Below are 22167 nucleotides of genomic sequence, written 5' to 3'. Positions count from 1 at the left end.
TTGACAGCGGCTCCGGGGGATTACAGCCTATGGCAACGTTGTCAGATGGCAACGTTGTCAGGCGGCCCGAGCGGACCGGGCCGTCTACCTACCCGTCACCGGGTGCCCGGATTGGACCAATTGCGTATGTCGACTCAGTCGTCCCACCCCTCCCGCCGGTCGGTCGTCACCACCGGCACCACACTCCTCGCGAGCCTGGGTATCGGCGTCGCGCTCCCCGGCACCGCCCGTGCCGCCGAGCAGACCCGGACGGGCGGCCCCACCGCCGCCGGCGACCTGGCGGCCCACCGCCCGGTCGCGGTGTCGTCCACCGACTACGCCCCGACGCCGGGCGAGTTCGCGGTGGACCGGCTGAACGCGGTCGGCGTGCGCGGCACCGGATGGCGCGCGGCGGACGGCGACCCCCAGTGGATCTCGGTCGACCTGGAGGCCGACTGCGAGGTCACCGCCGTCCGCCTGACCTTCGAGGCCACGATCGACGACCCGCCGTTCGTCCCGTCGACCAGCGGCAACCCGCGCGACAGCACCACCGGCCAGGAGATCCTGTCCAGTTGTGCCGTGGACTTCGTCGTCGAGACCTCCCGCGACCACCGCACGTGGACGGCCGTCCACCGAACCGACTCCGGCACCGGCGGCGTCGTCGACATCACGCTCGCCCGGCCGGTCACGGCCCGCTGGGTCCGGCTGACCGTGCACAAGCGCTCCAACGCCAACCCCCTCGGCCTCAACGGCTTCGAGGTGCACGGCCGGGCGCCCGGCCACCGCCCGGAGGCCACCGGCTGGACCGACTGGGGTGTCCACGACCACAAGGCGCCGGCGTTGGAGGCCGCCGCCGACGGGACCGTGCCGCTGGAGTCCGGCTGGACCCTGACCATGGACGACTGGGCCGGCGCCGAGGGCGCGGACCTGTCCCGCGCCGACGTCGACACCAGCCGCTGGCTGCCCGCCACCGTGCCCGGCACGGTCCTGGGCTCACTGGTCGAGCAGGGCAAACTGCCGGACCCGGTCGCCGGGTTCAACAACCTGCACGTCCCCGAGGCGCTGTCCCGCCACGCCTGGTGGTACCGGCGCGAGTTCCGCCTGCCGCGCTCGCTGCGCACGGGCGCTGGCCGCCACATCTGGCTGGAGTTCGACGGCATCAACCACAAGGCGGACATCTGGCTCAACGGCGCGTCCGTGGCCGCCATGGAGTTCCCCTTCGCCCGGTCCGCCACCGACATCACCGCGCACCTGGCCGCCGACGGCGAGCAGGCGCTCGCCGTGCGCATCACGCCGATGCCCTTCCCCGGCAGCCCCGGCGACAAGGGCCAGGCCGGCCTGGCCTTCGTGGACGCCGGCGCGACCATGATGAACCGCAACTCGCCGACCTACCTCGCCTCCTCCGGCTGGGACTGGATGCCGGCCGTGCGCGACCGGGCCGCCGGCATCTGGAACCACGTACGCCTGCGCTCGACCGGCCACGCCGTCATCGGCGACCCCCGGGTCGACACCGTCCTCCCCGACCTGCCCGACACCGGCACGGCCGAACTGACGATCACCGTCCCGGTGCGCAACGCCGACACCGCCGACCGGAGCGTCACCGTCAGCGCCTCGCTCTGCGGCGTACGGGTGTCCCGGACCGTCACGGTCCCCGCGGGCAAGAGCACCGACGTCGTCTTCAGCCCCGCCACCGACGCGCGGCTGCGCCTGCGCGACCCGGAGCTGTGGTGGCCCAACGGCTACGGCAGCCCCACGTTGCACGACCTGACCCTCGTGGCCACGGTCGGCGGCGCGGAGAGCGACCGCCGCACCACCCGTTTCGGCATACGCCAGTTCGGCTACGACTACGACATCCCGCTGCGCTTCACCTCCGGCAGCGACTCCTACACGCAGTCCGTCGACCTCGGCCGCCGCAAGGCCCGCCACGTGCGGGTCCGCTGCCTCACCCGGGCAACCGGCTGGGGTTCGTCGCTGTGGGGCCTGGCGGTGGTCGACAGTTCCGTCCCCGACGTGGACCTCGCGCTGCACAAGGACGCCTCGGCCTCCTCCGTGGACGACGCGGCCAACGCGCCCACGAACGTCACCGACGGCGACGCCGGCACCCGGTGGTCCTCGTCGTTCGAGGACGACCAGTGGATCCAGGTGGACCTGGGCGCGTCGGTCTCCTTCGACCGTGTCGACCTGACCTGGGAGCGTGCCTACGCCAAGACCTTCGTGGTCCAGCTCTCCGACGACGGCGACGCGTGGACCGACGCGAAGTCGATCGACAACGGCGCGGTCCCGCTTCCCTTCCAGAGCGGCGCCGCCAGTCTGCAGAACGTCGACTTCGCCGCCCTGACCGCGCGCTACGTCCGCCTCCAGTGCGGTGCGCGGGCCACCAGCTGGGGCAACTCGCTGTGGACGCTGTCCGTGGTCGACAGCTCGGTGCCCGGCACCGACCTGGCCTTCCGCAAGAAGGCCACCGCGTCCACCGAGGACTCCTCGAACCCCGCCTCCAACGCCACCGACGGCGACCCCGGCACCCGCTGGTCCTCGGAGTACGCGGACAACCAGTGGATCCAGGTGGACTTGGGTTCCTCGGTCTCCTTCGACCGGGTCGCCGTCGTCTGGGAGCAGGCCTACCCGAAGACGTTCACCGTCCAGGTCTCCGACGACGGCGACAGCTGGACCGACGTGACGTCCGTCGACAACACCCCGGACCCGCTGAAGATCAGCGTGAACGGCGTGCGCGTCTTCTGCCGCGGCGGCAACTGGGGCTGGGACGAACTGCTGCGCCGTATGCCGGAGGAGCGCATGGACGCGGCGCTGCGCATGCACCGCGACATGAACTTCACCATGATCCGCAACTGGGTCGCCAGCAGCAACCGCGAGGAGTTCTACGCCGGTTGCGACGAGTTCGGCCTGCTGGTCTGGAACGACTTCCCCAACGCCTGGGCGATGGACCCGCCCAACCACGACGCGTTCAACTCCCTGGCCCGTGACACGGTGCTGCGCTACCGCATCCACCCCAGTGTCGTCGTCTGGTGCGGCGCCAACGAGGGCAACCCGCCCGGGGCGATCGACGACGGCATGCGCGACGCCGTCCACGACGAGGCGCCCGGCATCCTCTACCAGAACAACTCCGCGGGCGGCATCGTCACCGGTGGCGGCCCCTACGGCTGGGTCGACCCGGACCGCTACTTCTCCGCGTCCACGTACGGCAGCGGCAACTTCGGCTTCCACACCGAGATCGGCATGCCCGTGGTGTCCACCGCCGAGAGCATGCGCAACCTGGTCGGCTCCGAGCCGGAGTGGCCCGTCGGCCGCGCGTGGTTCTACCACGACTGGAGCACGCGGGGGAACCAGGCACCGCAGAACTACCAGGCCGCGATCGAGGCCCGCCTCGACACCGCCCGCGACCTCGAGGACTTCACGCGCAAGGCGCAGTTCGTCAACTACGAGAACACCCGCGCGATGTTCGAGGCGTGGAACGCCAATCTCTGGGACGACGCCACCGGCCTGCTGCTGTGGATGTCGCACCCGGCGTGGCACAGCACCGTGTGGCAGACGTACGACTACGACTTCGACGTCAACGGCACCTACTACGGCGCCCGTTCCGCCTGTGAGGCGGTCCACGTACAGGCCGTGCCGGGCTCCTGGCAGGTCCTCGCGGTCAACCACACGGCCCGTGTGCTGAAGGGCGTCACGGTCACGGCGCGACTGCTCGACCTCGACGGCCGCCAGCTCGGGAAGACCGTGCGCACGACGCTCGACGTGGCCTCCTCCGGCACCACCGAGGCGTTCACGGCCGGGTGGGAGGACGGTCTGCCGGACTTCCACCTGCTCCGGCTGCGGATGGAGCGCGGGGGCACCGTGCTGTCGGAGAACACCTATTGGCGCTACCGCGAGCCGTCCGCCATGCGGGCGCTCAACTCGGCGCACAGCACCAGGGTCACCGCCACGGCCGGCAAGGTCACCCGCTCCGGCGAGCGCCGTGAGCTGACCGCCACGGTCACCAACCGCGGTTCGTCGGTGGCGGCCATGGTGCGGCTGTCGCTCGTGGACTCCGGGAGCGGCGAGCGGGTGCTGCCGACCCTGTACGGCGACAACTACCTGTGGCTGCTGCCCGGTGAGTCGCGCACCCTCACCCTGTCGTGGCCCGGGCACGCCCTGCCCTCGGGCCGCCCGGCCCTGCGGGTGGACGGCTACAACGTCCCGCGGACGACGGTTCGGGCCGCCTGAGGCGCCCGGCCACCCTCCGGGGGCGGGGCTCCGGCCCGGCCCCCGGAGGGTGGTACTGCCGTTCCCAGGTAGAGCGAGGCCAGAAAGAAGGCGATGCTCGGGGCCCTCCAGGTGGTGAACTGGACATCGAGCGGCCCGGAGCCGCCCCCGTGACCACATGACCGAGGAGCGCAGTGCCGATGCTTGCCACCGTCGCATCGAAGGACCGGCCGAGGTCGGCCGTGTACGGAGACCGATGGCTCGTGGGCTTCCGTTTCAGCACGCCGCAGGGCGCCGAGGGCTGCCACTACTACGTCGTCGGCGAGGCGGCCGACGCCCGGGACGCGGTGGACATCGCGGCGACCCGGGCCACCGGGGCGTACGAGTGCGCGGCGCGCGCGAACGCCGCGATCGACGGGGTCGAGGTGCACCGGCTGCGCTGGAACCCGCTGGGGTGGGCGTACCTCGACAGCCCCGCCTCCCGCGTCTGAGGGCACGTGCCGCCGGATGGCCCCGGCCCCTGCCGCTTCGGCCGGGGCGACCCGCGGGCGGCCCGCATAGGATGGGCCCGAGGGATCTGGTGGTATGCGAACGTATGACGGAATGACCGCCGAGGAACGCATGTCGGCGAGGCGCCGGCGCCTCATGGACGCCGGGCTCGACCTGTTCCACACGCAGGGGTACTCCGGCACCTCCATCCGTTCCGTACTGCGCCGGGCCGGACTGCAGGACCGCTACTTCACGGAGAGCTTCCCCTCCCTCGACGCCCTGATGGCCGACGTCCTGCGGGAGATCCACGACGAGGAGGCCGCGCGCTGCCGCGCCGCCGTCACCGGCCCCGGAGCGCGCCGGGAGCGCGCCCGCGGCATGCTGCGGGTGCTGGCCGCGGGCGTGGCCGACGACCCCCGCAAGGGGCACGTCAAGCTGGTCGAATCCCTCGCGGCCGGTCCGCTGGCCGCGAAGGAGCGGCGACGCGGCATGCGGAACCTGGCCCGCCTGGTGGAGTCGCTGCTGCTGGAGGACCGGCCGGGCCCGGGAACGCACACCACGGTCATGGCCCTGGCGATCGTGGGCGGCGTCCACCAGATCCTCCTGAACTGGGCCGACGGCACCCTTCCGCTGTCCCGCGAGGACGCGGTGGAGCAGGGACTCCACCTCTTCGAAGCCGTGGCCGCGTTCGACGGCGGTCCCGGGCGTCCTTGAGGCAGGTGCGGCGCGTCATGGGACGTCCGGCGGGATCAGCCGGTCCGCGCCTCCCGCACGGGCGCCGGCTGCCAGGTACGCGACGGGACGACCAGTGGACCGCCGGTGACGGGATCGGGCACGACCACGGAGGCGAGGCCGAAGACGTCCTGGACCAGTTCGGCGGTGACGACGTCCTCCGGCGGGCCCTGGGCGACGACGCGGCCCGCCTTCATGGCGACCAGGTGGTCGGCGTAGCGGGCGGCCTGGTTGAGGTCGTGGAGCACGGCGACGACGGTCCGGCCGCGTTCGTGGTTGAGCCGGCGGACCAGGTCGAGCACCTCGACCTGGTGGGCGATGTCCAGGTAGGTCGTGGGCTCGTCGAGGAGCAGCAGGTCGGTGTCCTGGGCCAGGGCCATGGCGATCCACACCCGCTGCCGCTGGCCGCCGGAGAGCTCGTCCACCGGGCGGTCGGCGAGGTCGGCGGTGTCGGTGCGCTCCAGGGCGTCGGCGACGGCCTGTTCGTCGGCCTCCGACCACTGCTGCCACCACCTCTGGTGCGGCTGGCGGCCGCGGGCGACCAGGTCGGCGACCGTGATGCCGTCCGGTGGGGTGGGGGACTGCGGCAGCACGCCGATGGTCCGGGCGATCTGCCGGCCCGGGACACGGGCGAGTTCGGTGCCGTCCAGCAGCACCACACCCCGGCGCGGCTTGAGGAGCCGGCCCAGGGCCCGCAACAGGGTGGACTTCCCGCAGGCGTTGGGCCCGACGACGACCGTGACCCGGCCGTCCGGGATCTCCAGGTCCAGGCCCTCGACGACGGTGCGGTCCTCGTACGCCAGAGTGAGGTCCTGCGCCGAGAGGCGGCTGGTGGGCGTACGGGTCATGAGGAGGTGCCTCCGGTACGGCTGCGGGTGCGGACGATGAGCCACATCAGGTACGGGGCGCCCACCGCGGCGGTGAGCACGCCGACCGGCAGCTCGATCGGGGAGAACAGGCGACGGGCCAGCAGGTCCGCGACCACGACGACCAGGGCGCCGGTCAACGCCGAGGACAGCAGCGGGATCTGGGCCGTGCGGGTGAGCCGGCGGGCGATCTGCGGGGCGAGCAGCGCGACGAAGTCGACCGGTCCCGCCGCACCGGTCGCCACCGACGCCAGGACGACGCCGAGCGCGGTCAGGCCGAGGCGGACCCGGTCCAGGCGCACCCCGAGCGCGGTCGCGGTGTCGTCGTCGAAGGACGCGCCGCGCTGGGCGCGTGCCGCCCACAGCGCCGCCGGGACACCGATCAGCAGGACGAGCCCGAGCGGCCCGGCCTCCTCGTAGCCGCGGCCGTTGAGGGAGCCGGTCAGCCAGACCTTGGCCTGCTGGGCCACCAGGTAGTCGCCCTTGGTGAGGAACAGTTGCGTCAGCGAGCCGAGCGCGACCGACACCCCGATGCCCACCAGCACGAAGCGCGAGGAGTGCAGACCGCGCCGCCAGGCGAAGACGTAGACGATCAGCGCTGCCGCGAGGCCGCCGGCGACGGAGACGTACGGCAGCGCGTTGTACGCGGCGGCGTTGAAGCTCATCGCCGCGACGGTGGCCGCACCCGCGCCGTGCGTGACGCCGATGACGTCGGGGCTGGCCAGTGGATTGCGCGCGACGGTCTGCACCAGCGCGCCCGCCACGCCGAACGCGGCCCCGGCCAGCAGCCCGACGACCAGCCGCGGCAGGCGCAGCGTGCCCACCACCAGCTCGTCGGGGCTCGGCTGCCCGAGCAGGACGCGGACCACCTGCGTGGGGGAGACGAACGCCTCGCCCACGCACAGGTACGCCACCACCGCGCACGCCAGCAGCACCGCGAGCACGAGGGAGACGGCGACCGACCGGCGGTGCACGAGGAAGCTGGCACGTCCGCCGCGGACGACGGCGTGCCCGGCCGGGCGGGTCCGTGCGGGGGTCGTGCGGCTCACGCGGCCACCACCGCACGGCGGCGCACCAGCGCGATCAGGAACGGCACGCCGATCAGGGCGGTCATGACGGCCACCGGCACCTCCGAGGGCGGGAAGACGATGCGGCCGATCACGTCGGAGCCGAGGATCATCACCGGCCCGAGCAGCGCGGCCAGCGGCAGCACCCAGCGGTGCCCGGTGCCCACCAGGGCGCGGGCGATGTGCGGAACGGCGAGGCCCGTGAAGGCGATCGGGCCGACCGCGGCCACCGCCGCTCCGGTCAGCACCGTCGCCCCCAGTGCGCCGAGCACGCGCAGCAGGGCGACGTTGTGGCCCAGCCCCTTGGCCGCGTCGTCGCCGAGAGCGAGCGCGTCCAGGCCGCGGGCCATGGCGAGCACGAGCACCAGACCGGCCAGCAGGAAGGGCCAGATCTGGCCGATGATCTCGCTGCCGCGCCCGCTGAGGGAACCGACCTGCCAGAAGCGGAACTCGTCCAGCGCACGGGCGTTGGTCGTGGCGATCCCGGAGACCAGCGAGGCGAGGAAGGCGTTCATCGCCGCGCCGGCGAGCGCGAGCTTGACCGGCGAGGCTCCGCCGCGGCCTCCGCTGGCGACGGCGTACACGCCCACCGCCGCCAGCGCCGCGCCCGTGAACGCGAACCACACGTAGCCGCCCAGCGTGTGCACGCCGCAGAACGCGATCGCGCACACCACACCCACCGACGCGCCCTGGCTGACGCCCAGGATGCCCGGCTCCGCGATCGGGTTGCGGGTGATGCCCTGCATCACCGTCCCGGCGAGTGCGAGCGCGGCGCCCGCGAGGACGCCCACGACCGTGCGGGGCACCCGCAGCGACCTCACCACCTGGGCGTCACTGCTCGTGCCGCCGTGCACCAGGGCCCGGATCACCTCGCCCGGGGCGATCTGGCGGCTGCCCACGGCGAGGCTCAGCAGGATGGCGGCCAGCAGCATCAGTGTGCCGGCCAGCAGCCAGGCGACACGGCGGCGGGTGGGTGGCGACATGCGCCGCGCTCACTTCCTTCTCGTCGGACCGTCAGGCCGTCAGGTACTTCTGGAGGTCGTCCAGCACCGCGTCGGCGGCCGTGACGCCGAGCCCCAGGTACCAGGTCTCGTCCGGCACGTCGAAGGCGTGGCCGTCCTTGACCGCCCTGAGGTTCTTCCACAGCGGGTTGCCCTGGGCCTTGGTCCTGTCCGTGGCCTTCGGGTCGCCGTAGACACCGCTGAAGATCCAGTCGGCGTCCGCCTGGTCGATGTTCTCGGCGCTGATCTCGGCCGCCAGGTCCTCGATGTCCTGGTTCTTCGGGCGCGGGATGCCGACGTCCTTGAGGATCGTGCCGATGAAGGAGTCGTTCGCGTACAGCCGGATCGTGCCCTCGGGCATGTAACGGACCATCGAGACGGTCGGCTTGTTCGCGCCGAGCCTGTCGCCCAGCTCCTTGGCGCGCTTCTCGTACGCGGCGAGGTTCGCCTGCGCCTGCGCGGTCTTGTCCAACGCCGCCGCGTTGAGCAGGTAGTTCTGCTTCCAGGTGAAGCCGGGACGGATCGAGAAGACCGTCGGCGCGATCTTCGACAGCTCGTCGTAGGAGGCGGCGGCGCGCAGTTGGCTGCCCAGGATCAGGTCCGGCTTCAGCGCGGCGATCGCCTCCAGGTTGAGGCTGTTGATCGTGCCGATGTTCTTCGGTGTGCCCGCGTCCTTCTTCAGGTACGACGGCAGGTCCGGCGACCCCTCGGTGGGAGCGAGGCCGACCGGCTTGACCCCCAGGGAGACAACGTTGTCGAGCTCACCCACGTCGAGCACGACCACCCGCTTGGGCTGCGCGGGAAGCTCGGTGCTGCCCATCGCGTGCTTGATCGTGCGCGGCCACTGGCCGGGCTTGGCGTCGGTGCCGAGCGCGGCGGTCTTCTCCGCGGCGTCCGCGAAGTCCTGACCGCCCTGCGCGACCGACTTCGAGTCCTTCAACCCCGAACCGGCCGTCGCGGAGGCGGCGGCGCTGCCCTCCTTCCCGTTCGCGGAGGAGTCGCTGCCGCACGCCGCGAGGGACAGTGCGGCGGCGACGGCCAGGCCGACGGCGGCGGTGCCGCGGTGCCGAAGAGACATGGGGTAGCTCCTGTAGCTGTGGTTCGCCTGTGCGTCATTAGGCGAGCCTTACCTTACGTGGTGCGAGTGTGCCCAGGTCAACCCGCCCCCCCGGCGGCCGCGACACTGCCCGTCCGGGCAGGCGTTTCCCCGTCCGCTCTCGTGCGGGTCGGTGGCGCGCCGGGGTCCTCCCCGGCTACCGCTGGGAGGTCCCCCAGCGGGGGCACCCCGCCCCACCCCCTCCCGGGCCAGTCGGGCGACTGCCGGCCGGTGGGGGTGCTGTTGCCGGTGACGGCTGGGCACCTGGTCTGCGCTGCGCCGACGGTGGCCCGAGCACGGTGCCGCCATCACCACCCACCAGGGATCAGGCGCATGACGAGACGGAGGGGCGGGGGTGGTGGGGGCACCCCCGGCCGAAGGCTGGGGGAGGGAGGGCGGGCAGGGAAAACCCCCGTTCAATGCCCCCGCACTCCCGCATCCCCCGTCATCACCCACTCCGCGAACCTCAACCGCCCCCGGGAACCACCCACCGCGGGCAGCAACGCCCCTCCCGCGAGCGCCCTGCCCGTGGCTCCCGGCAGCCGGACCGGGACGATGAACCGGCGCTCACCGCGGGCCCTGGCCAGCCGGCGCACCATGTCGTCCATCTCCAGCACCTCCGGCCCCGCCAGGTCGGGGACCAGGCCCGCGGGGGCCGCGCCGACCAGCCGTACGAGCGCCTCGGCGACCTCCCGCGCGGCGATCGGCTGAGAGCGCATCCGCGGCGCCATCACCGGGCCCCGGCGCGCCAGCATCTGCGCCGCGAACTCGTGGAACTGCGTGGCCCGCAGCACGGTGTTCGGCACGGGGCCGGACAGGACCAGTTCCTCCTGGCGCCGCTTGCCCATGTAGTAGCCGAAGTCCACCCGGTCGCAGCCGACGATCGACAGCGCGACGTGGTGGCCGACGCCGGCGCGGGTGCCGGCGGTCAGCAGACGGGTCGTGGCGGCCTCGAAGAAGGCCACCGACTTCCGTGCGCCGGTCGTCGTCACGTTGCTGACGTCGATCACCGCCGCGCAGCCCTGCAGCGCCGCGTCCAGTCCCGCCCCCGTGGTGAGGTCGACGCCCGCCGAACGCGCCAGCACCACGGGCACGTTCCCCGCCGCCCGTACGGACTCCACGACCATCCGGCCGACCCAGCCGGTCCCGCCTGCCACCGCGATGCGCATGTCCTCGCCCTTCCCGTGCTTCCCCTCAGGGGGTCCGCGGCATCCGGCCGCGGAAGTTGTCACACCGGTGGGACGGGACAGCCGTGCCGGAGTGTGACATCCGGGGTGGGCGGCCGCGCTGTCAGCGGCCGCGGACAGTGTCCGGTCGCCACGCGGTGCGGACAGGGGGGTCCCATGGACAGCGCAGGCGCCGTCGACTTCCGGCCGGACGGGGTGCCAGGCCCAGGACCTCGCTCCTGGACGACCTGCCGGCGTTCGCGACGTGGGAGGCCCTGTCCCCGCGCGGCAGCGGCTACCGGGCGGACTTCACGGGCGCGAGCCTGGCCGACGTCGAGCGGTTCATGGCCGCGCACGGCGACCACGGCACCGCTGTCGCGGGCGGCCGCCTCGTGGACCGGCCCGGTGCTTGAGGCACCGAAATGTGCTGTCCGGAAGGGCCGGCCCCCGGGCAGGTCCTCTTCGGCCCGGGTGCCTGCGTCGGCGAGACCGTCCGCCGCACCGCACCCTCGGGGGCGCATGGGCGGCCGACGACCATGATCCCGAGGGCGAGTTGAACGTCGGGCTGAGGCTGCGGCTGTGGCTGCCGGACGGCACGGTGGTGCGGCCGGTCCAGCGTGTCGTGCGGCTCTTCGCGAACGCGGCCCGGCAGGGGCTCCACGTACGGCGGGGGAGCACCGCCCTCGGCGGGGGTCGGGCCCGGGCCGGATCATCCGCCGGCGGTGACCGCCGGCTTCCGCACCCGGAAGGCGAACTGCCCGCAGAATGTGAGCTTGCGCAGGTTCACCAGGGCCGTGCGGCGCTTCGTCTTCTTCGCCCAGCTGTCGATCTCCGTGTTCAGCGGCGACGACTCGTCCCAGTAGCGCGCGTACTCCGGCGGCCGGCCGTGGTACGTCCGCATGATCAGCGCGACCCCGTCCAGCGACGGCCGGATCTCCTCGAGGGCGAGCCCGGCCTCCTCGACCAGCACGCGGAAGCCGTACGGCGTGTAGTTCCACAGGCTGAAGGAGTGGTACGGCTCGAACTGCGAGGTGCTGCCGATGAAGACCGCCCCGGGCCGCAGCACCCGGCTGATCTCCGCGAGCAGTTCCCGGGGGTGCGAGACGTGCTCGAAGACCTGGTGCGAGTAGACCAGCGGGATCGTGCCCGAACGGAACGGGAGCCGTACACCGTCGTAGTAGACGATCGGGTCCCGTCCCGCGGCGCGCTGCTGCGCCTCGGGGGAGTCGCGGATGTCGACACCCACCCACCGCACCTTCGGGGCGTGCCGCCGGAACAGGCCGGCCGAGGTGCCCCGCCCGCAGCCGAGGTCCACCACCCGGTCCGGCGCGCCCTTCGCCTTCATGGCCTCGTCGAGGTAGTAGCGCGAGGTGACCTGCCGCGCGTGGTCGTCGGGGATGCAGTCGCTCATGAGCTCCCAGAGGGTGGCCATGGCTCGATGCTACGGATGACGCGGGCTCAGGCGCAGCTACTCGGAGCCACCGAGTGTCGCGGGAACCCGCGAGCAGGCCGCCAGCAGCCGATCGGTGGTGTCGTGGGCGAACAGTTCGGCCGCCTCGGGTGTGCGGCCACGGGGACGGCCCGGATCGGTGACCCGGTCCAGGGAGTCGACGAGGGACCAGGGGTCGGGGGCCCACTGGGTCAGCCCCAGCGCGGCCATCCGCCGCACCCCCGCCTTGCCGTGGCCGGGGATGGGCCGGTGGCCGATCACCGGCAGCCCCGTCGCCAGGGCCTCCAGGGCCGTCTGCCCGGCCGCGTTGTCCACGAGCGCGTCCGCCGCGGCCATCAGGCCGGGGACGTCGTCCTCCCAGCCGAGGGCGACGGTGCCCGGGATCCGTGCCAGGTGTGCCCGCAGCCGCGGGTTGCCCCCGCACATGGCCACCGGCAGGTACCCGGCCCCGGCCAGCAGCCGCGCGGTGCCGGCCAGATGCGTGCCCGCGCCCCAGGCGCCCGCCGACAGCAGGACGACCGGCCGGCCGGGCGCGCGGGCCGCGAAGGAGCGACGCCACCGCTCCGCCCCGGGCGCGGGCGCGAGGAAACGGGACGCCACCAGCGGGCCGGTCGTGGCGGCGGGCCGTCCGGTGGCCTGCCGGGCCCGGCGTGCGGCGTCCTCCGTCAGGCAGCAGTAGAGGTCGTTGCCGGGGTGCAGCCACTGCCGGTGGACGTCGAAGTCGGTGACGACCACCGCACTGGGTACGCGCAGCACGCCTTTGTCCCGCATCGCCCCGGTGAGTTGCGCCGCGAGGTGGAAGACGGGGACGACGAGATCGGGCCGCTCGCGCTCGACCACCTCGGACAGGCGCCCCTCGGCGAGCGCCGCGAGCCCTCCCGGGCCCGGCAACCGCCCCGCGCCGGAGCGCAGGAACGCGGTGTAGATCCCCGCGTAGAGCAGCGGCAGATGCAGGATCGAGGCCCGGTAGAAGGAGCGCAGTGCCGCGCCCGCGTGCGCGGGCAGCAGGTCGAGGACGTCGGTCCGGGCGGTGTACGCGCCGCGGTTCGCGAGGCGTGCGCCGAGTTCGCGGGCGACGGCGTCGTGGCCGGCGCCCATGGACGCGCTGATGACGAGGATCCGAGGGCGCGCCGGGTCCTCGTGGGCTCGGTGCGTCACGTCGGCATCGGTCACCGGATCACCTCCGCGGGCCTGCGGATCTCTTCGATGTATCGGAGTATCCGATGTGCCGCCGCGGCAAACACCGCGCCGGGCGCGAACCGTCGCTGAGCCGGGGACGCGTTCGGGCGCTTTACTGAAAACGGAGGGAAACGTTTCCCGGAAGCGAAGCGACGCCTGCCCCGACGTGGTGGCAGCGACAGAAAGCGACGCCCATGACAACTCACCCGTCCAAAGCGATCAGCGCTGACCGCGCTCTGTCCGGCAGGCCGGTTCCGCCCGGCGCGCCGGCCCCCGTCGCGCTGGTGACCGGGGCGTCGTCGGGCATCGGTGCCGCCGTCGCCGACCGCCTCGCGGCCGACGGATGGCGCCTGCTGGTCAGCGGCCGCGACCGGGAGCGGCTCGCTGCCGTCGCGGAACGCACCGCGGCCACCCCCCTGCGGGCCGACCTGGAGGATCCCGGGAGCCCCGGGCGCCTGGTGCACGACGCCCTGCTCACCACCGGCCACGTCGACCTCCTGGTGGTCGGTGCCGGCATCGGCTGGGCCGGCCCGTTCGTGTCGATGCCGCCGGCGGCGGTCCAGCGGGTCTTCCACGTGGACGTGCTGGCGGCCATGGAGCTGGTACGGCGCGCGCTGCCCGGGATGCTGGCCAGGCGCCGTGGGCACATCGTGATCATCGGCTCCTTCGCCGGCACCGTAGGCGTGCGCGAGGAGGCGGTCTACTCGGCGGCCAAGTCGGCCCTCGGCACCTTCGCCGAGTCCCTGCGGTACGAACTGGCGGGCACCGGCGTGCGGATCACCCACGTCATCCCGGGTGTGGTGGACACGCCCTTCTTCGCCCACCGGGGCGTGGCCTACAAGCGGTCCCGGCCGCGGCCCGTGCCCGCCGAACGCGTCGCGGCCGCGGTCAGCGACGCGGTGCGGCGGGGCCGCGCCGAGGTCTACGTACCGGGCTGGCTGCGCGTGCCGGTGATGGTGCGCGGCCTGCTGCCCGGGGTCTACCGCCGGATGGCCGGCAAGTACGGATGAGACGGTGGACGCGCACGTCCTGACGATCGTGCTGGCCCTGCTGGCGGCCTGCGCGAACGGCGCGGCCTCGGTGCTCCAGCGCAAGGCCAACCTGCAGCAGGACGCGCAGCGGCGGGACGAGCGGCGCGGTTCCGGCCGCCGGGGGGTGCCCGGATGCGTACGGCCCGCGCTGCGCCTGGTCGGACGTCCGCTGTGGGCGGCCGGGATGGCCGCTCTCGCGCTCTCCGGCGCGCTGCAGGCGACCGCGCTCGCGGTGGGCCGGCTGTCCGTCGTCCAGCCGCTGATGGCGACCGAGCTGCTGTTCACCCTGATGGCGGGCAGCATCGTCTTCTCCCGTCGCCCGGAAGGCCGTACGTGGCTGTGGTTCCTTTCGCTGGCCGCCGGACTCGCGGTGTTCCTGGCCGTCGCGGCGCCCTCCGAGGGGCAGCCCACCGCCGTCGCGGACGGCTGGCTGCGCGCCGGACCGCCGCTCGCCGCGCTGATGGCCGTCCTGTGGCTCGCCGGGCGCGCGCTGCGCGGGGCGGCGGCCCGGGCCGGTGTGCTCGGCTGCGCCACTGCCACCGGTTTCGCCTGCACCGCCGCTCTGATCAAGGACGTCACCGGACGCATTCCCGAGGGCCCGGGCGCGCTCGTCACGGCCTGGCAGCTGTACGCCGCTGCCGCGGTCGGCCTGCTCAGCCTGGTCATGCTGCAGGCCACCCTGCGGGCGGGCACCCTCGCCGCCTCGCAGCCCGCCCTCACCCTCGGGGACGCCCTGCTGAGCGTCGCCCTGGGGTGGGTGCTCTTCGGCGAGCGCATCGCGCTCGGCACCCACCTCGGCCCGGAACTCGCGGGCCTGGCCCTCATGGCCGCCGGGGTCGTCGGCCTCTCCCGCTCGCCCGCGCTGAGCGGGGGCTGGGACACGCCCGAGCGCGGGCGGACGCCGGCCCCGGCACGGACGGCGCGCCATGACTAGCAGCGCGGCCGGGCGGGCCGGCGCGGCCGCCCTGCTGCTCACGGCCACGCACATCGTCCCGGCCGCCACCTGGCTGCCCGGGCTGCGCCGCCGGGCCTTCCCCGGCCTGGCCGGCCTCGGCCGCGCCGACCACGTGGCCCTCACGTTCGACGACGGGCCCGACCCGCGCTCCACGCCGTACTTCCTCGACGCGCTCGACGAACTGTCGGTCCGCGCCACCTTCTTCGTGCTCGGCGCGAGCGTGCTGCGGCATCCCGCCGTCGCCCGCGAGACCGTGCGCCGCGGCCATGAACTCGCCGTGCACGGCTGGACGCACACCCGCCCCTGGCTGCCCGCCCCGGGACGGGACCGTGCCGCGCTGCTGCGGTCCGCGGCGGCGGTCCGCGACACGACCGGCAGCGTGCCGCGCTGGTACCGGCCCCCCTACGGCATCCTCACCGGGGGCCGGCTGGCCGCCGCAGCGCGGGCCGGCCTCACCCCGGTGCTGTGGACGGCGTGGGGCCGTGACTGGACGGCCGGGGCCACCGCCGACACCGTCCTGCGGACGCTGCGCGGCGACCTCGGTCCCGGAGGCACCGTGCTCCTCCACGACTCCGACCGCGCCTCCGCCCCCGGCAGCTGGCGCGCCACCCTCGCCGCCCTGCCGGGCCTCGTCGCGGAGTGCCGTGCCGCCGGGCTGACGGTGGGTCCGCTCACCGGCCACGCGGTGCGCGGCGCGGGGCACCGGTGACGCCGAGTGACCGGATCCGTCGGTTCGGTGGCGGACCGTGACGGGATCCGAGCGCGGGCCAACGCCGGTGAAACGGCAGGTCATCGGGGTCCCGGCGGGGTTGCGAAGGGGCCGGGTTGCGAGCCGCTGCCCCCTGTAGGACCGTGAGTTCGCAGTGGTACGACTGCCGCCCGAGGAGGCCGTCACACCCGTCACGCCCCCTCGCGAACGCACCACCGGCGGCGGGACCCGCCGCCGACCTTCGCACCCGACTGCTACCGCACCAGGCAGCGGCCAGGAAGGCAGACCGCCATGCCACTCCTCCGCACCCTCGCGTTCACCGCCACCGCCACCGGCCTCACCGCCGCCATGGCACTCGCGCCCACGCAGGCCTCCGCCACCACCCCGCGGAACAGCCCGGGCGCCGCGACGTACGCCACCGTCCTCGTCAACTGTTTCGGGCAGCCGCGCGTGATCCCGGGCGACGTCCTCCTCGCCTGCGGCGACGGCAACGACCGCCTCGGAGGCCTCTACTGGACGAGCTGGGACCGCGACTCGGCCGTCGGTTCGGGGTACGAGGAGGTCAACGACTGCGATCCGTACTGCGCGGCCGGCACCTTCCACACCTTCGCGGTCACGGTGCGGCTGTCCGGCAACGTGGCCTGGCCCGGCGATCCGCATCTGCGGCGCTACACGACGCTGACGATCAGCTACCTCAACCGGAAGCCGTGGTGGCCGCACTCCTCGACCTACCAGCTGTGGGACGGACCTCTCACCGGCTGACCCGGTGGGCCCTCAACCGGACCGCGGGCGCCGGGACTCACTCGCCCGTGCTGCCGTCGAGCCGCTCCCGCAGCAGGTCCGCGTGGCCGTTGTGGCGTGCGTACTCCTCGATCATGTGCGTGACGATGTAGCGCAGGCTGTACGTTTCGTCGCGCCATCGCACCGTGGCGTCCAGCGACGTGGCGTCCTCCACGACGGCGCGGGAGTGGGCGCACTCCTGCTGCCACGCCGTCAACGCCTCGTCGGGGTCGGCGGATTGGACGTCGAACTCGGCGTACGCGCCGTCCCTCTTCGGTCCCCAGTACGGTGCGATGTCCGCGCCGCCCCACACGAGCCGGAACCAGATCCGTTCCACCTCGACGGCGTGCCGCACCAGCCCGAGGAGGGAGAGCCCCGAGGGCGGGACGGCCTTCCGGCGGAGCTGGTCGCCGGTCAGCCCGGCGCACTTCATGGCGAGCGTCCCGCGCTGGTGGTCGAGGAAGGCGACCAGGGAGGCACGGTCGCCGGCCGTGGTCGAGGGCGCGGTCCGCGGCTGAGCATCCATCGCGGCATCATGCCACGCGGCGCGCGGCCGGGGTCGACGGGGCACCGGGGAACCGGCGTTGGACGCCGGGTACTCGGGCACATCACGTCCTGATCCGCGACGAGGGCCCGCGCGGCGCGGACGAAGTCGGCGACGCCGGGGCGGGAGACGTGCTCGGGCCGGCCGAGCACGACCCGCGTCGGCGGCAGGTCCGCCACCGGGACGGCCACGGCCGCCGGCCGGTCCTGGCCGCCGCGGTCGACCCCACCACGGCGACGAGGCGGCCGAGCGCCTGCTGTTCGCCATGGGCCGCGACGACGTCCTGCCGCGCAAGCTCTTCGGCTACGTCCACCCCCGGTACCTGACGCCCGCGTTCAACATCCTGCTCACGGGCGCCGTCGGCCTTGTCGGGCTCCGCCTGGACGTGGCCACCTCCACGTCCTTCATCAACTTCGGTGCGTTCACGGCCTTCACCTTCGTCAGCCTGAGCGTGATCGCGACGTATCTGCGCAAGCGCCGCGCGGGGCAGGCCCCCAACTCGTTCGCGTGGGCCGTCGTCCCGGCCCGCGGGCGCGCTGATCGACCTGTGGCTGCTGCTCCACCTGGACGGCAAGGCACTGACCCTCGGCCTGGTCTGGCTGGCCCTCGGCGTGGTCCACCTGGCCTGGCTGACGCGCGGTTTCCGCACCCCGCCGCCGGAGACGACGTTCGACGAGAAGCAGGGCGCGCCCGAGCCGGTCTAGGCGGCGCCCAGGGGAACGGGCCCCGGTGGGGGACGGTCCGCGTTCGTCCGCCCACCGGGCCCGGGTCTCAACCGCGCAGGTCAGGTGCGCTGTTGAGAGCTGTGAGCAGCGCCAGCGGGGTGGCCGCCGCCCATGCCTGGGGGGAGCAGGAGTGGGGGTAGGGGACGGGGACCGGGTGATCGGCGCTGCCGTAGCCGGCCATGACCTCCGGCAGCCGCCAGTCGTGCAGGGCGGCCGCGCGGACCAGACCGTGGGCGACCCGGGAGGCCTCCTCGGGGAGGCCGCTGAGCGCGAGGCCGAGCACGATGACCGCGTTGTCGTGCGGCCAGATGCTCCCGCGGTGGTACGACAGGGGGTGGTACGGCGCCTGGCCCGCGGCGAGCGTCCGGATGCCCCAGCCGGAGAAGAAGTCCGGCTGCAGCAGGCGGCGGCCGACGGTGCGGGCGTCCTGCGGATCGAGGATGCCGGACCACAGCAGGTGCCCCGCGTCGGAGGCCAGGGCGTCGACCTGACGGCCCTCGCCGTCCAGCGCGAGCGCGGGGAAGCCTGCGTCCGCCATCCAGAAGTCCTGGCGGAAGCGGTCCCGCAGATCGGCCGCGGCCTTCTCCAGCCGGCCGGCCTCCTCGGCGTCGTCCCACACGGTGCGGGCGAGCCGGGCCGTGCGGACCAGCGCGTCGTAGGCGTACCCCTGGACCTCCGAGACGGCGAGGGCGCCCTCGGGGCGGCGGCCGTCGGCGTAGCAGATCGCGCCCTCGGAGTCCTTCCAGTTCTGGTGGGCGAGCCCGCCGCGCCCGGCGTCGGAGGTGTAGCGCAGGTAGTCGCCCGCGCCCAGGCCGCCGGGGCCGAACATCCAGTCCACGGCGGCGCGGGCCTGGGGACGCAGCCGCTGGGCGAGCGTGTGGTCGCCGGTGGCCGCGGTGTACGCGTGCAGGAGGACGAGGAAGAGCGGGGTGGCGTCGACGCTGCCGTAGTAGCGGCCGTAGGGCACCTGCCGGAAGTGCGCGAGTTCGCCGTGGCGGACCTCGTGCACGATCCTGCCCGGCTGTTCGAGCCGGCTGTCGTCGTCGCGCGTGCCCTGGGTCGCGGCCAGCGCGAGGAGGGTGCCGGCGGCGAGTTCGGGCCGGTACGGCAGCGCGAACAGGGAGGTGAGCAGCGAGTCACGGCCGAAGAGCGTCAGGAACCAGGGAATGCCGGCGGCGGGCACCAGCAGCGCCTCGCCGGACGGCCCGGTGGCCGGCACGCGCAGCCGGGCCAGGTCGGCCAGCCCCGCGGCGCAGGCGCGCGCGAGCTCGTCCCACGAGGTCAGCGTCCGCGGACGGGGCCGTGCCTGGACGAAGGCGTCCACCTCGGCGGCGTGCTGGTTGCGCACCGCGGCGGGGGAGGGGGGAGCGCTCGCCTCCTCGGCGCCCTGGGGCACCGCGGTCACGGTGAGGGCCAGCTCGGCCGTTCCGTGGCCGGGCAGTTCGAACCGCCAGGTGAGCCGGCGTGCCGTGCCGCCGTCGGGCGCGTCCAGGGGAGTCGCGTCCACCGGCGCGGGGGAGGCGGTCACCGTGGTGCGCGAGGCCCAGTCGTCGCCGCGCCGGTAGCGGAAGACGACACCGGCCGGCTCCTCCTCCACGGTCCTGACGCCGCCGGACTTGTCGTACCGGCGATGGTCGGCGCGCAGCTCGAACAGGTCGGCGAAGTCGGCGTCCGCCTCCAACGCGATGTCCACGACGGTGGGTTCGGCCCGGTTGCTGACCACCCGGATGCGCTCGGTGAGCGCGCCCGCCACGACCGCCTGGAGGCGGAACAGGGAGTACGCGGGCGGTTCGTCGCGGCCACCCGCGGGGGTGAGCACGAAGCCCTCGTCGGACGAGGTCAGCAGCGTGGGCTCGGCGCCGTTGGCGGTGAGCCGCCAGCGGCTGAGGTGCCGGGCGTCGCGCAGGAACAGGCCGTCCGGGCTGTCGCCGCGGCGCCCGGTGATGTCACCGGACGGGCTGGTGGCGGCGAAGGTGCCGCGGTGGACCAGCAGACGATCGACGGTCATCGGCGGGGCTCTCCTTGTCCGTTGCGACGTGCCGCACGACCCGGATCGCCGGGCTGCCGCAGCAGGTCCAGGGCGAGGGCCGCCGTCCAGCTGAAGCGGCGGATGCCGCGGCCCTGGCCGCTCCAGGGCTCGACGTACTCGGCGAAGCCGGTGGCGCGGGCGTCGGCGAGGATCTGGGCGCGCAGCCGGGCCGCGGCCCCGGCGTGCCCGTGCAGTGCCAGGCCGCGGTGCACCAGCCACGCGGTGTTGAACCAACTGGGCCCGCGCCAGTACCGGTTGGCGTCGAAGACGGGTCCGGTCAGGTCGTAGCTGGGCACCAGGTGCGCCCGGCCGAGGCCGAAGTGCTCGCCGTGCGCGGTGCCGACCAGCGCCCGCACGACGTCCTCTGGCAGGCCCGGCACGATCAGCGGGACGAGCCCGGAGACGCTGTACGCGCGGACGGCCTCGCCCGTGACGAGGTCGCGGGCGAGGAAGGCACCGGCCTCGGGGCTCCACAGCCGCGCGACCAGCGCGGCGGTGGCAGCCGCGGCCCGTTCGCGGTGCGGTGCCGGGTCGGCCCCTGCCTCCTCCGCGATGTCGGCCAGGGCGTGCTCGGAGGCGATGAGCAGGGCGTTGAACCCGGGGTCCTCCAACGCGAAGGCGTGCGGCGTGACCGCGTCGTCGTACCCGTGGTCCCGGTAGGTGGCGGCCAGCCGGACGTAGCGTCCGTAGTCCAGATCGGTCGGGCGGTCGGCTGCCGCGCTGTGGTCGAGGTCGGCGCGCCGGAAGGACTCGGGCGGCGCCGGCTCGATGCGGGCCAGCGCCGCGTCCCACACGGGGCTGTTGTCCAGCCCCGGCTCCCAGGGGTGCACGATCGCGGCCAGGCCGCCGCCCCCGAGGTCACGGGAGGCGGCGAGCCAGCGGTGCCACGCGGCGAGCCGCGGGTACATCCGGCGCAGGAAGCCGCGACGGCGGGACTCGGCGGGATCGGCGCGGTGGACCTGCCAGGCGGCCAGCGCGTGCACGGGGGGCTGCACGATGCCGGACGTCTCGATGTCCGCCGGGGCACCGCAGGCGGCGCCCGCGGACGAGGAGCGCCAGAAGTCGGGGCTGGGGAAGTACGCGTCCAGCGGCACCGAGCGGTTGAACACGATGTGCGGGACCCGGCCGTCGCCCCACTGCGCGCCGAGCAGCGTCTCCAGCTCTCGCTGGGCGCGGCGCGGCGACAGGTGCCGCAGCCCGATGGCGATGAACGCCGAGTCCCAGCTCCACTGGTGCGGGTACAGCGTGCGCGAGGGCACCGTGGCCGCGCCGGTCCAGTTCGAGAACAGGACGCGCGCGGCGTCCCGGCGCAGCGCGGCGTCCGGGTCGGCGGCGGGGGAGCGCAGGGCCGGTTCGAGGAGGGAGGTCATCCCGCTGCCCGGTGCAGGAAGGCGGGGACCGAGCGCACGGCCTCGACCGGGTCCCCGGTCAGCCGGCACTCGGCGGCCAGGTAGCCGTCGTACCCGGCGGCGTCCAGCGCTCCGAGCCAGGCCGGCCAGTCCAGGTGGCCCGCGCCGGCCTGGAAGCGGTTGGAGTCGCTGACCTGGGCGTGGCCGATCAGCGGGGCGACGGCGAGGATCGCGGCGGCGGGATCGGCCTCCTCGATGTTCATGTGGTAGCTGTCGATGCCGATGCGCACCGAGTCCAGGCCCACGGCGCGGATCAGGTCCGCGGCCTGCTCCAGCCGGTTGACCATGTGGTCCTCGTAGCGGTTGAGGGGCTCGAGGAAGAGCGTGACGCCCTCGGCGCGGGCGTGCTCCCCGAGTTCGGTCAGGCCCTCCAGCAGGACCTCGCGGTCCTCCTCCTCGCTGCGCGGCGGCTCGAAGGGCGGCAGCCGGCGGGAGAACATGCCGTACGAGGCGGGGGTCTGGGCGCCCAGGCCGCCGAGTTCGCCGATGACGGTCAGCTGCGACTTCATCTGCTCCAGGGCGTCACGGCGCAGCTCGGCGTCGAAGGCGCCGAAGAAGTGCAGCATGTCGACGCAGACGGTGGGCATGACGACGCCGTCGGCCAGGGCCTTGCGGAGCTCGGGCAGTCGGTCGCGGAAGTGGAAGTCGCCCTTCGCGCGCAGTTCGATGGCGTCGTAGCCCGCGCTCTGCGCGAACTCCCATTTCTGCTGGAGGGTGTCGCCGGGCAGCAGCTGTTCCTGGCAAGCGGTCTTGAACATGA

At 74.0% G+C, this 22167-nt stretch carries 19 protein-coding genes; 8 read left to right on the top strand and 11 right to left on the bottom strand.

Annotated elements, in window-relative coordinates; translation table 11 throughout:
• Nucleotides 1-126 precede the first annotated feature (126 nt).
• The 3 genes from PV364_RS10885 (at nt 127) to PV364_RS10875 (ending at nt 5382) form a co-directional block, all read left to right on the top strand.
• On the top strand, nt 127-4200 hold the full coding sequence (locus tag PV364_RS10885; protein WP_319659594.1) for a discoidin domain-containing protein: 4074 nt from the start codon (nt 127-129) through the stop codon (nt 4198-4200).
• 179 nt (nt 4201-4379) lie between these two features.
• Entirely contained in the window at nt 4380-4670 is a 291-nt protein-coding gene (locus PV364_RS10880) for a hypothetical protein (protein ID WP_319659593.1), read from the top strand.
• Nucleotides 4671-4764: 94 nt separating this feature from the next.
• A complete protein-coding gene (locus PV364_RS10875) occupies nt 4765-5382 on the top strand; it encodes a TetR/AcrR family transcriptional regulator (protein ID WP_319659592.1) in 618 nt (205 codons plus the stop codon).
• A gap of 35 nt (nt 5383-5417) precedes the next feature.
• Here the strand turns inward: PV364_RS10875 and PV364_RS10870 are convergent, their stop codons facing one another.
• The 5 genes from PV364_RS10870 to PV364_RS10850 all read right to left on the bottom strand — a co-directional run bounded on the left by PV364_RS10870 (nt 5418) and on the right by PV364_RS10850 (nt 10599).
• Nucleotides 5418-6248, bottom strand: coding sequence for an ABC transporter ATP-binding protein (locus PV364_RS10870; RefSeq protein WP_319659591.1), 831 nt, complete (start codon nt 6246-6248; stop codon nt 5418-5420).
• Nucleotides 6245-7315 (bottom strand): FecCD family ABC transporter permease, encoded by a 1071-nt coding sequence (locus PV364_RS10865; RefSeq protein WP_319659590.1) that lies wholly within the window; start codon nt 7313-7315, stop codon nt 6245-6247. The genes PV364_RS10870 and PV364_RS10865 overlap by 4 nt, the downstream gene beginning before the upstream one ends.
• Nucleotides 7312-8316 carry an iron ABC transporter permease gene (locus PV364_RS10860; protein ID WP_319659589.1) on the bottom strand — a complete coding sequence of 335 codons (1005 nt, stop codon included), beginning with the start codon at nt 8314-8316 and terminating at the stop codon, nt 7312-7314. Before PV364_RS10860 ends, PV364_RS10865 begins: the two co-directional genes overlap by 4 nt.
• Before the next feature lie 31 nt (nt 8317-8347).
• On the bottom strand, nt 8348-9412 hold the full coding sequence (locus PV364_RS10855) for an iron-siderophore ABC transporter substrate-binding protein (protein ID WP_319659588.1): 1065 nt from the start codon (nt 9410-9412) through the stop codon (nt 8348-8350).
• Nucleotides 9413-9846: 434 nt separating this feature from the next.
• Nucleotides 9847-10599: a 3-beta hydroxysteroid dehydrogenase gene (locus PV364_RS10850; protein WP_319659587.1), complete on the bottom strand. Its 753-nt coding sequence runs from the start codon at nt 10597-10599 to the stop codon at nt 9847-9849.
• Between the two features lie 155 nt (nt 10600-10754).
• On the opposite strand from PV364_RS10850, the gene PV364_RS10845 reads away from it, so the two are divergent.
• The gene (locus tag PV364_RS10845) at nt 10755-11009 is read left to right on the top strand and encodes a hypothetical protein (RefSeq protein ID WP_319659586.1); all 255 of its coding nucleotides are present in this window, start codon (nt 10755-10757) and stop codon (nt 11007-11009) included.
• Between the two features lie 296 nt (nt 11010-11305).
• On the opposite strand, the gene PV364_RS10840 is transcribed toward PV364_RS10845, so the two are convergent.
• Nucleotides 11306-12028, bottom strand: coding sequence for a class I SAM-dependent methyltransferase (locus PV364_RS10840; protein ID WP_319659585.1), 723 nt, complete (start codon nt 12026-12028; stop codon nt 11306-11308).
• A gap of 36 nt (nt 12029-12064) precedes the next feature.
• The gene (locus tag PV364_RS10835) at nt 12065-13219 is read right to left on the bottom strand and encodes an MGDG synthase family glycosyltransferase (protein WP_415924539.1); all 1155 of its coding nucleotides are present in this window, start codon (nt 13217-13219) and stop codon (nt 12065-12067) included.
• 200 nt (nt 13220-13419) lie between these two features.
• Between PV364_RS10835 and PV364_RS10830 the strand changes: the two genes are divergently transcribed.
• From PV364_RS10830 to PV364_RS10815, 4 genes are all read left to right on the top strand, one after another.
• Complete coding sequence (locus tag PV364_RS10830) at nt 13420-14235, top strand: SDR family NAD(P)-dependent oxidoreductase (protein ID WP_319659584.1); 816 nt, start codon at nt 13420-13422, stop codon at nt 14233-14235.
• A 4-nt stretch (nt 14236-14239) separates the two neighbouring features.
• Nucleotides 14240-15190: a DMT family transporter gene (locus PV364_RS10825; RefSeq protein WP_319659583.1), complete on the top strand. Its 951-nt coding sequence runs from the start codon at nt 14240-14242 to the stop codon at nt 15188-15190.
• Nucleotides 15183-15920, top strand: a complete 738-nt coding sequence (locus PV364_RS10820) for a polysaccharide deacetylase family protein (RefSeq protein ID WP_319659582.1) — start codon at nt 15183-15185, stop codon at nt 15918-15920. Before PV364_RS10825 ends, PV364_RS10820 begins: the two co-directional genes overlap by 8 nt.
• A 291-nt stretch (nt 15921-16211) precedes the next feature.
• Nucleotides 16212-16682 carry a hypothetical protein gene (locus tag PV364_RS10815; RefSeq protein WP_319659581.1) on the top strand — a complete coding sequence of 157 codons (471 nt, stop codon included), beginning with the start codon at nt 16212-16214 and terminating at the stop codon, nt 16680-16682.
• Nucleotides 16683-16719: 37 nt separating this feature from the next.
• On the opposite strand, the gene PV364_RS10810 is transcribed toward PV364_RS10815, so the two are convergent.
• From PV364_RS10810 to PV364_RS10795, 4 genes are all read right to left on the bottom strand, one after another.
• Complete coding sequence (locus tag PV364_RS10810) at nt 16720-17226, bottom strand: DinB family protein (protein WP_319659580.1); 507 nt, start codon at nt 17224-17226, stop codon at nt 16720-16722.
• A 789-nt stretch (nt 17227-18015) separates the two neighbouring features.
• Nucleotides 18016-19977 carry a glycogen debranching N-terminal domain-containing protein gene (locus PV364_RS10805; protein ID WP_319659578.1) on the bottom strand — a complete coding sequence of 654 codons (1962 nt, stop codon included), beginning with the start codon at nt 19975-19977 and terminating at the stop codon, nt 18016-18018.
• Complete coding sequence (locus PV364_RS10800; RefSeq protein WP_319659577.1) at nt 19974-21368, bottom strand: MGH1-like glycoside hydrolase domain-containing protein; 1395 nt, start codon at nt 21366-21368, stop codon at nt 19974-19976. Before PV364_RS10800 ends, PV364_RS10805 begins: the two co-directional genes overlap by 4 nt.
• Nucleotides 21365-22165: a sugar phosphate isomerase/epimerase family protein gene (locus tag PV364_RS10795; RefSeq protein WP_319659576.1), complete on the bottom strand. Its 801-nt coding sequence runs from the start codon at nt 22163-22165 to the stop codon at nt 21365-21367. Before PV364_RS10795 ends, PV364_RS10800 begins: the two co-directional genes overlap by 4 nt.
• Nucleotides 22166-22167 lie beyond the last annotated feature (2 nt).

It is taken from the genome of Streptomyces sp. MI02-7b, assembly GCF_033793585.1.
Classification (GTDB): Bacteria; Actinomycetota; Actinomycetes; order Streptomycetales; family Streptomycetaceae; genus Actinacidiphila.
Note: the sequence above shows the minus strand (reverse complement) of the source record. Positions and strands in the feature narration are given on the sequence as shown.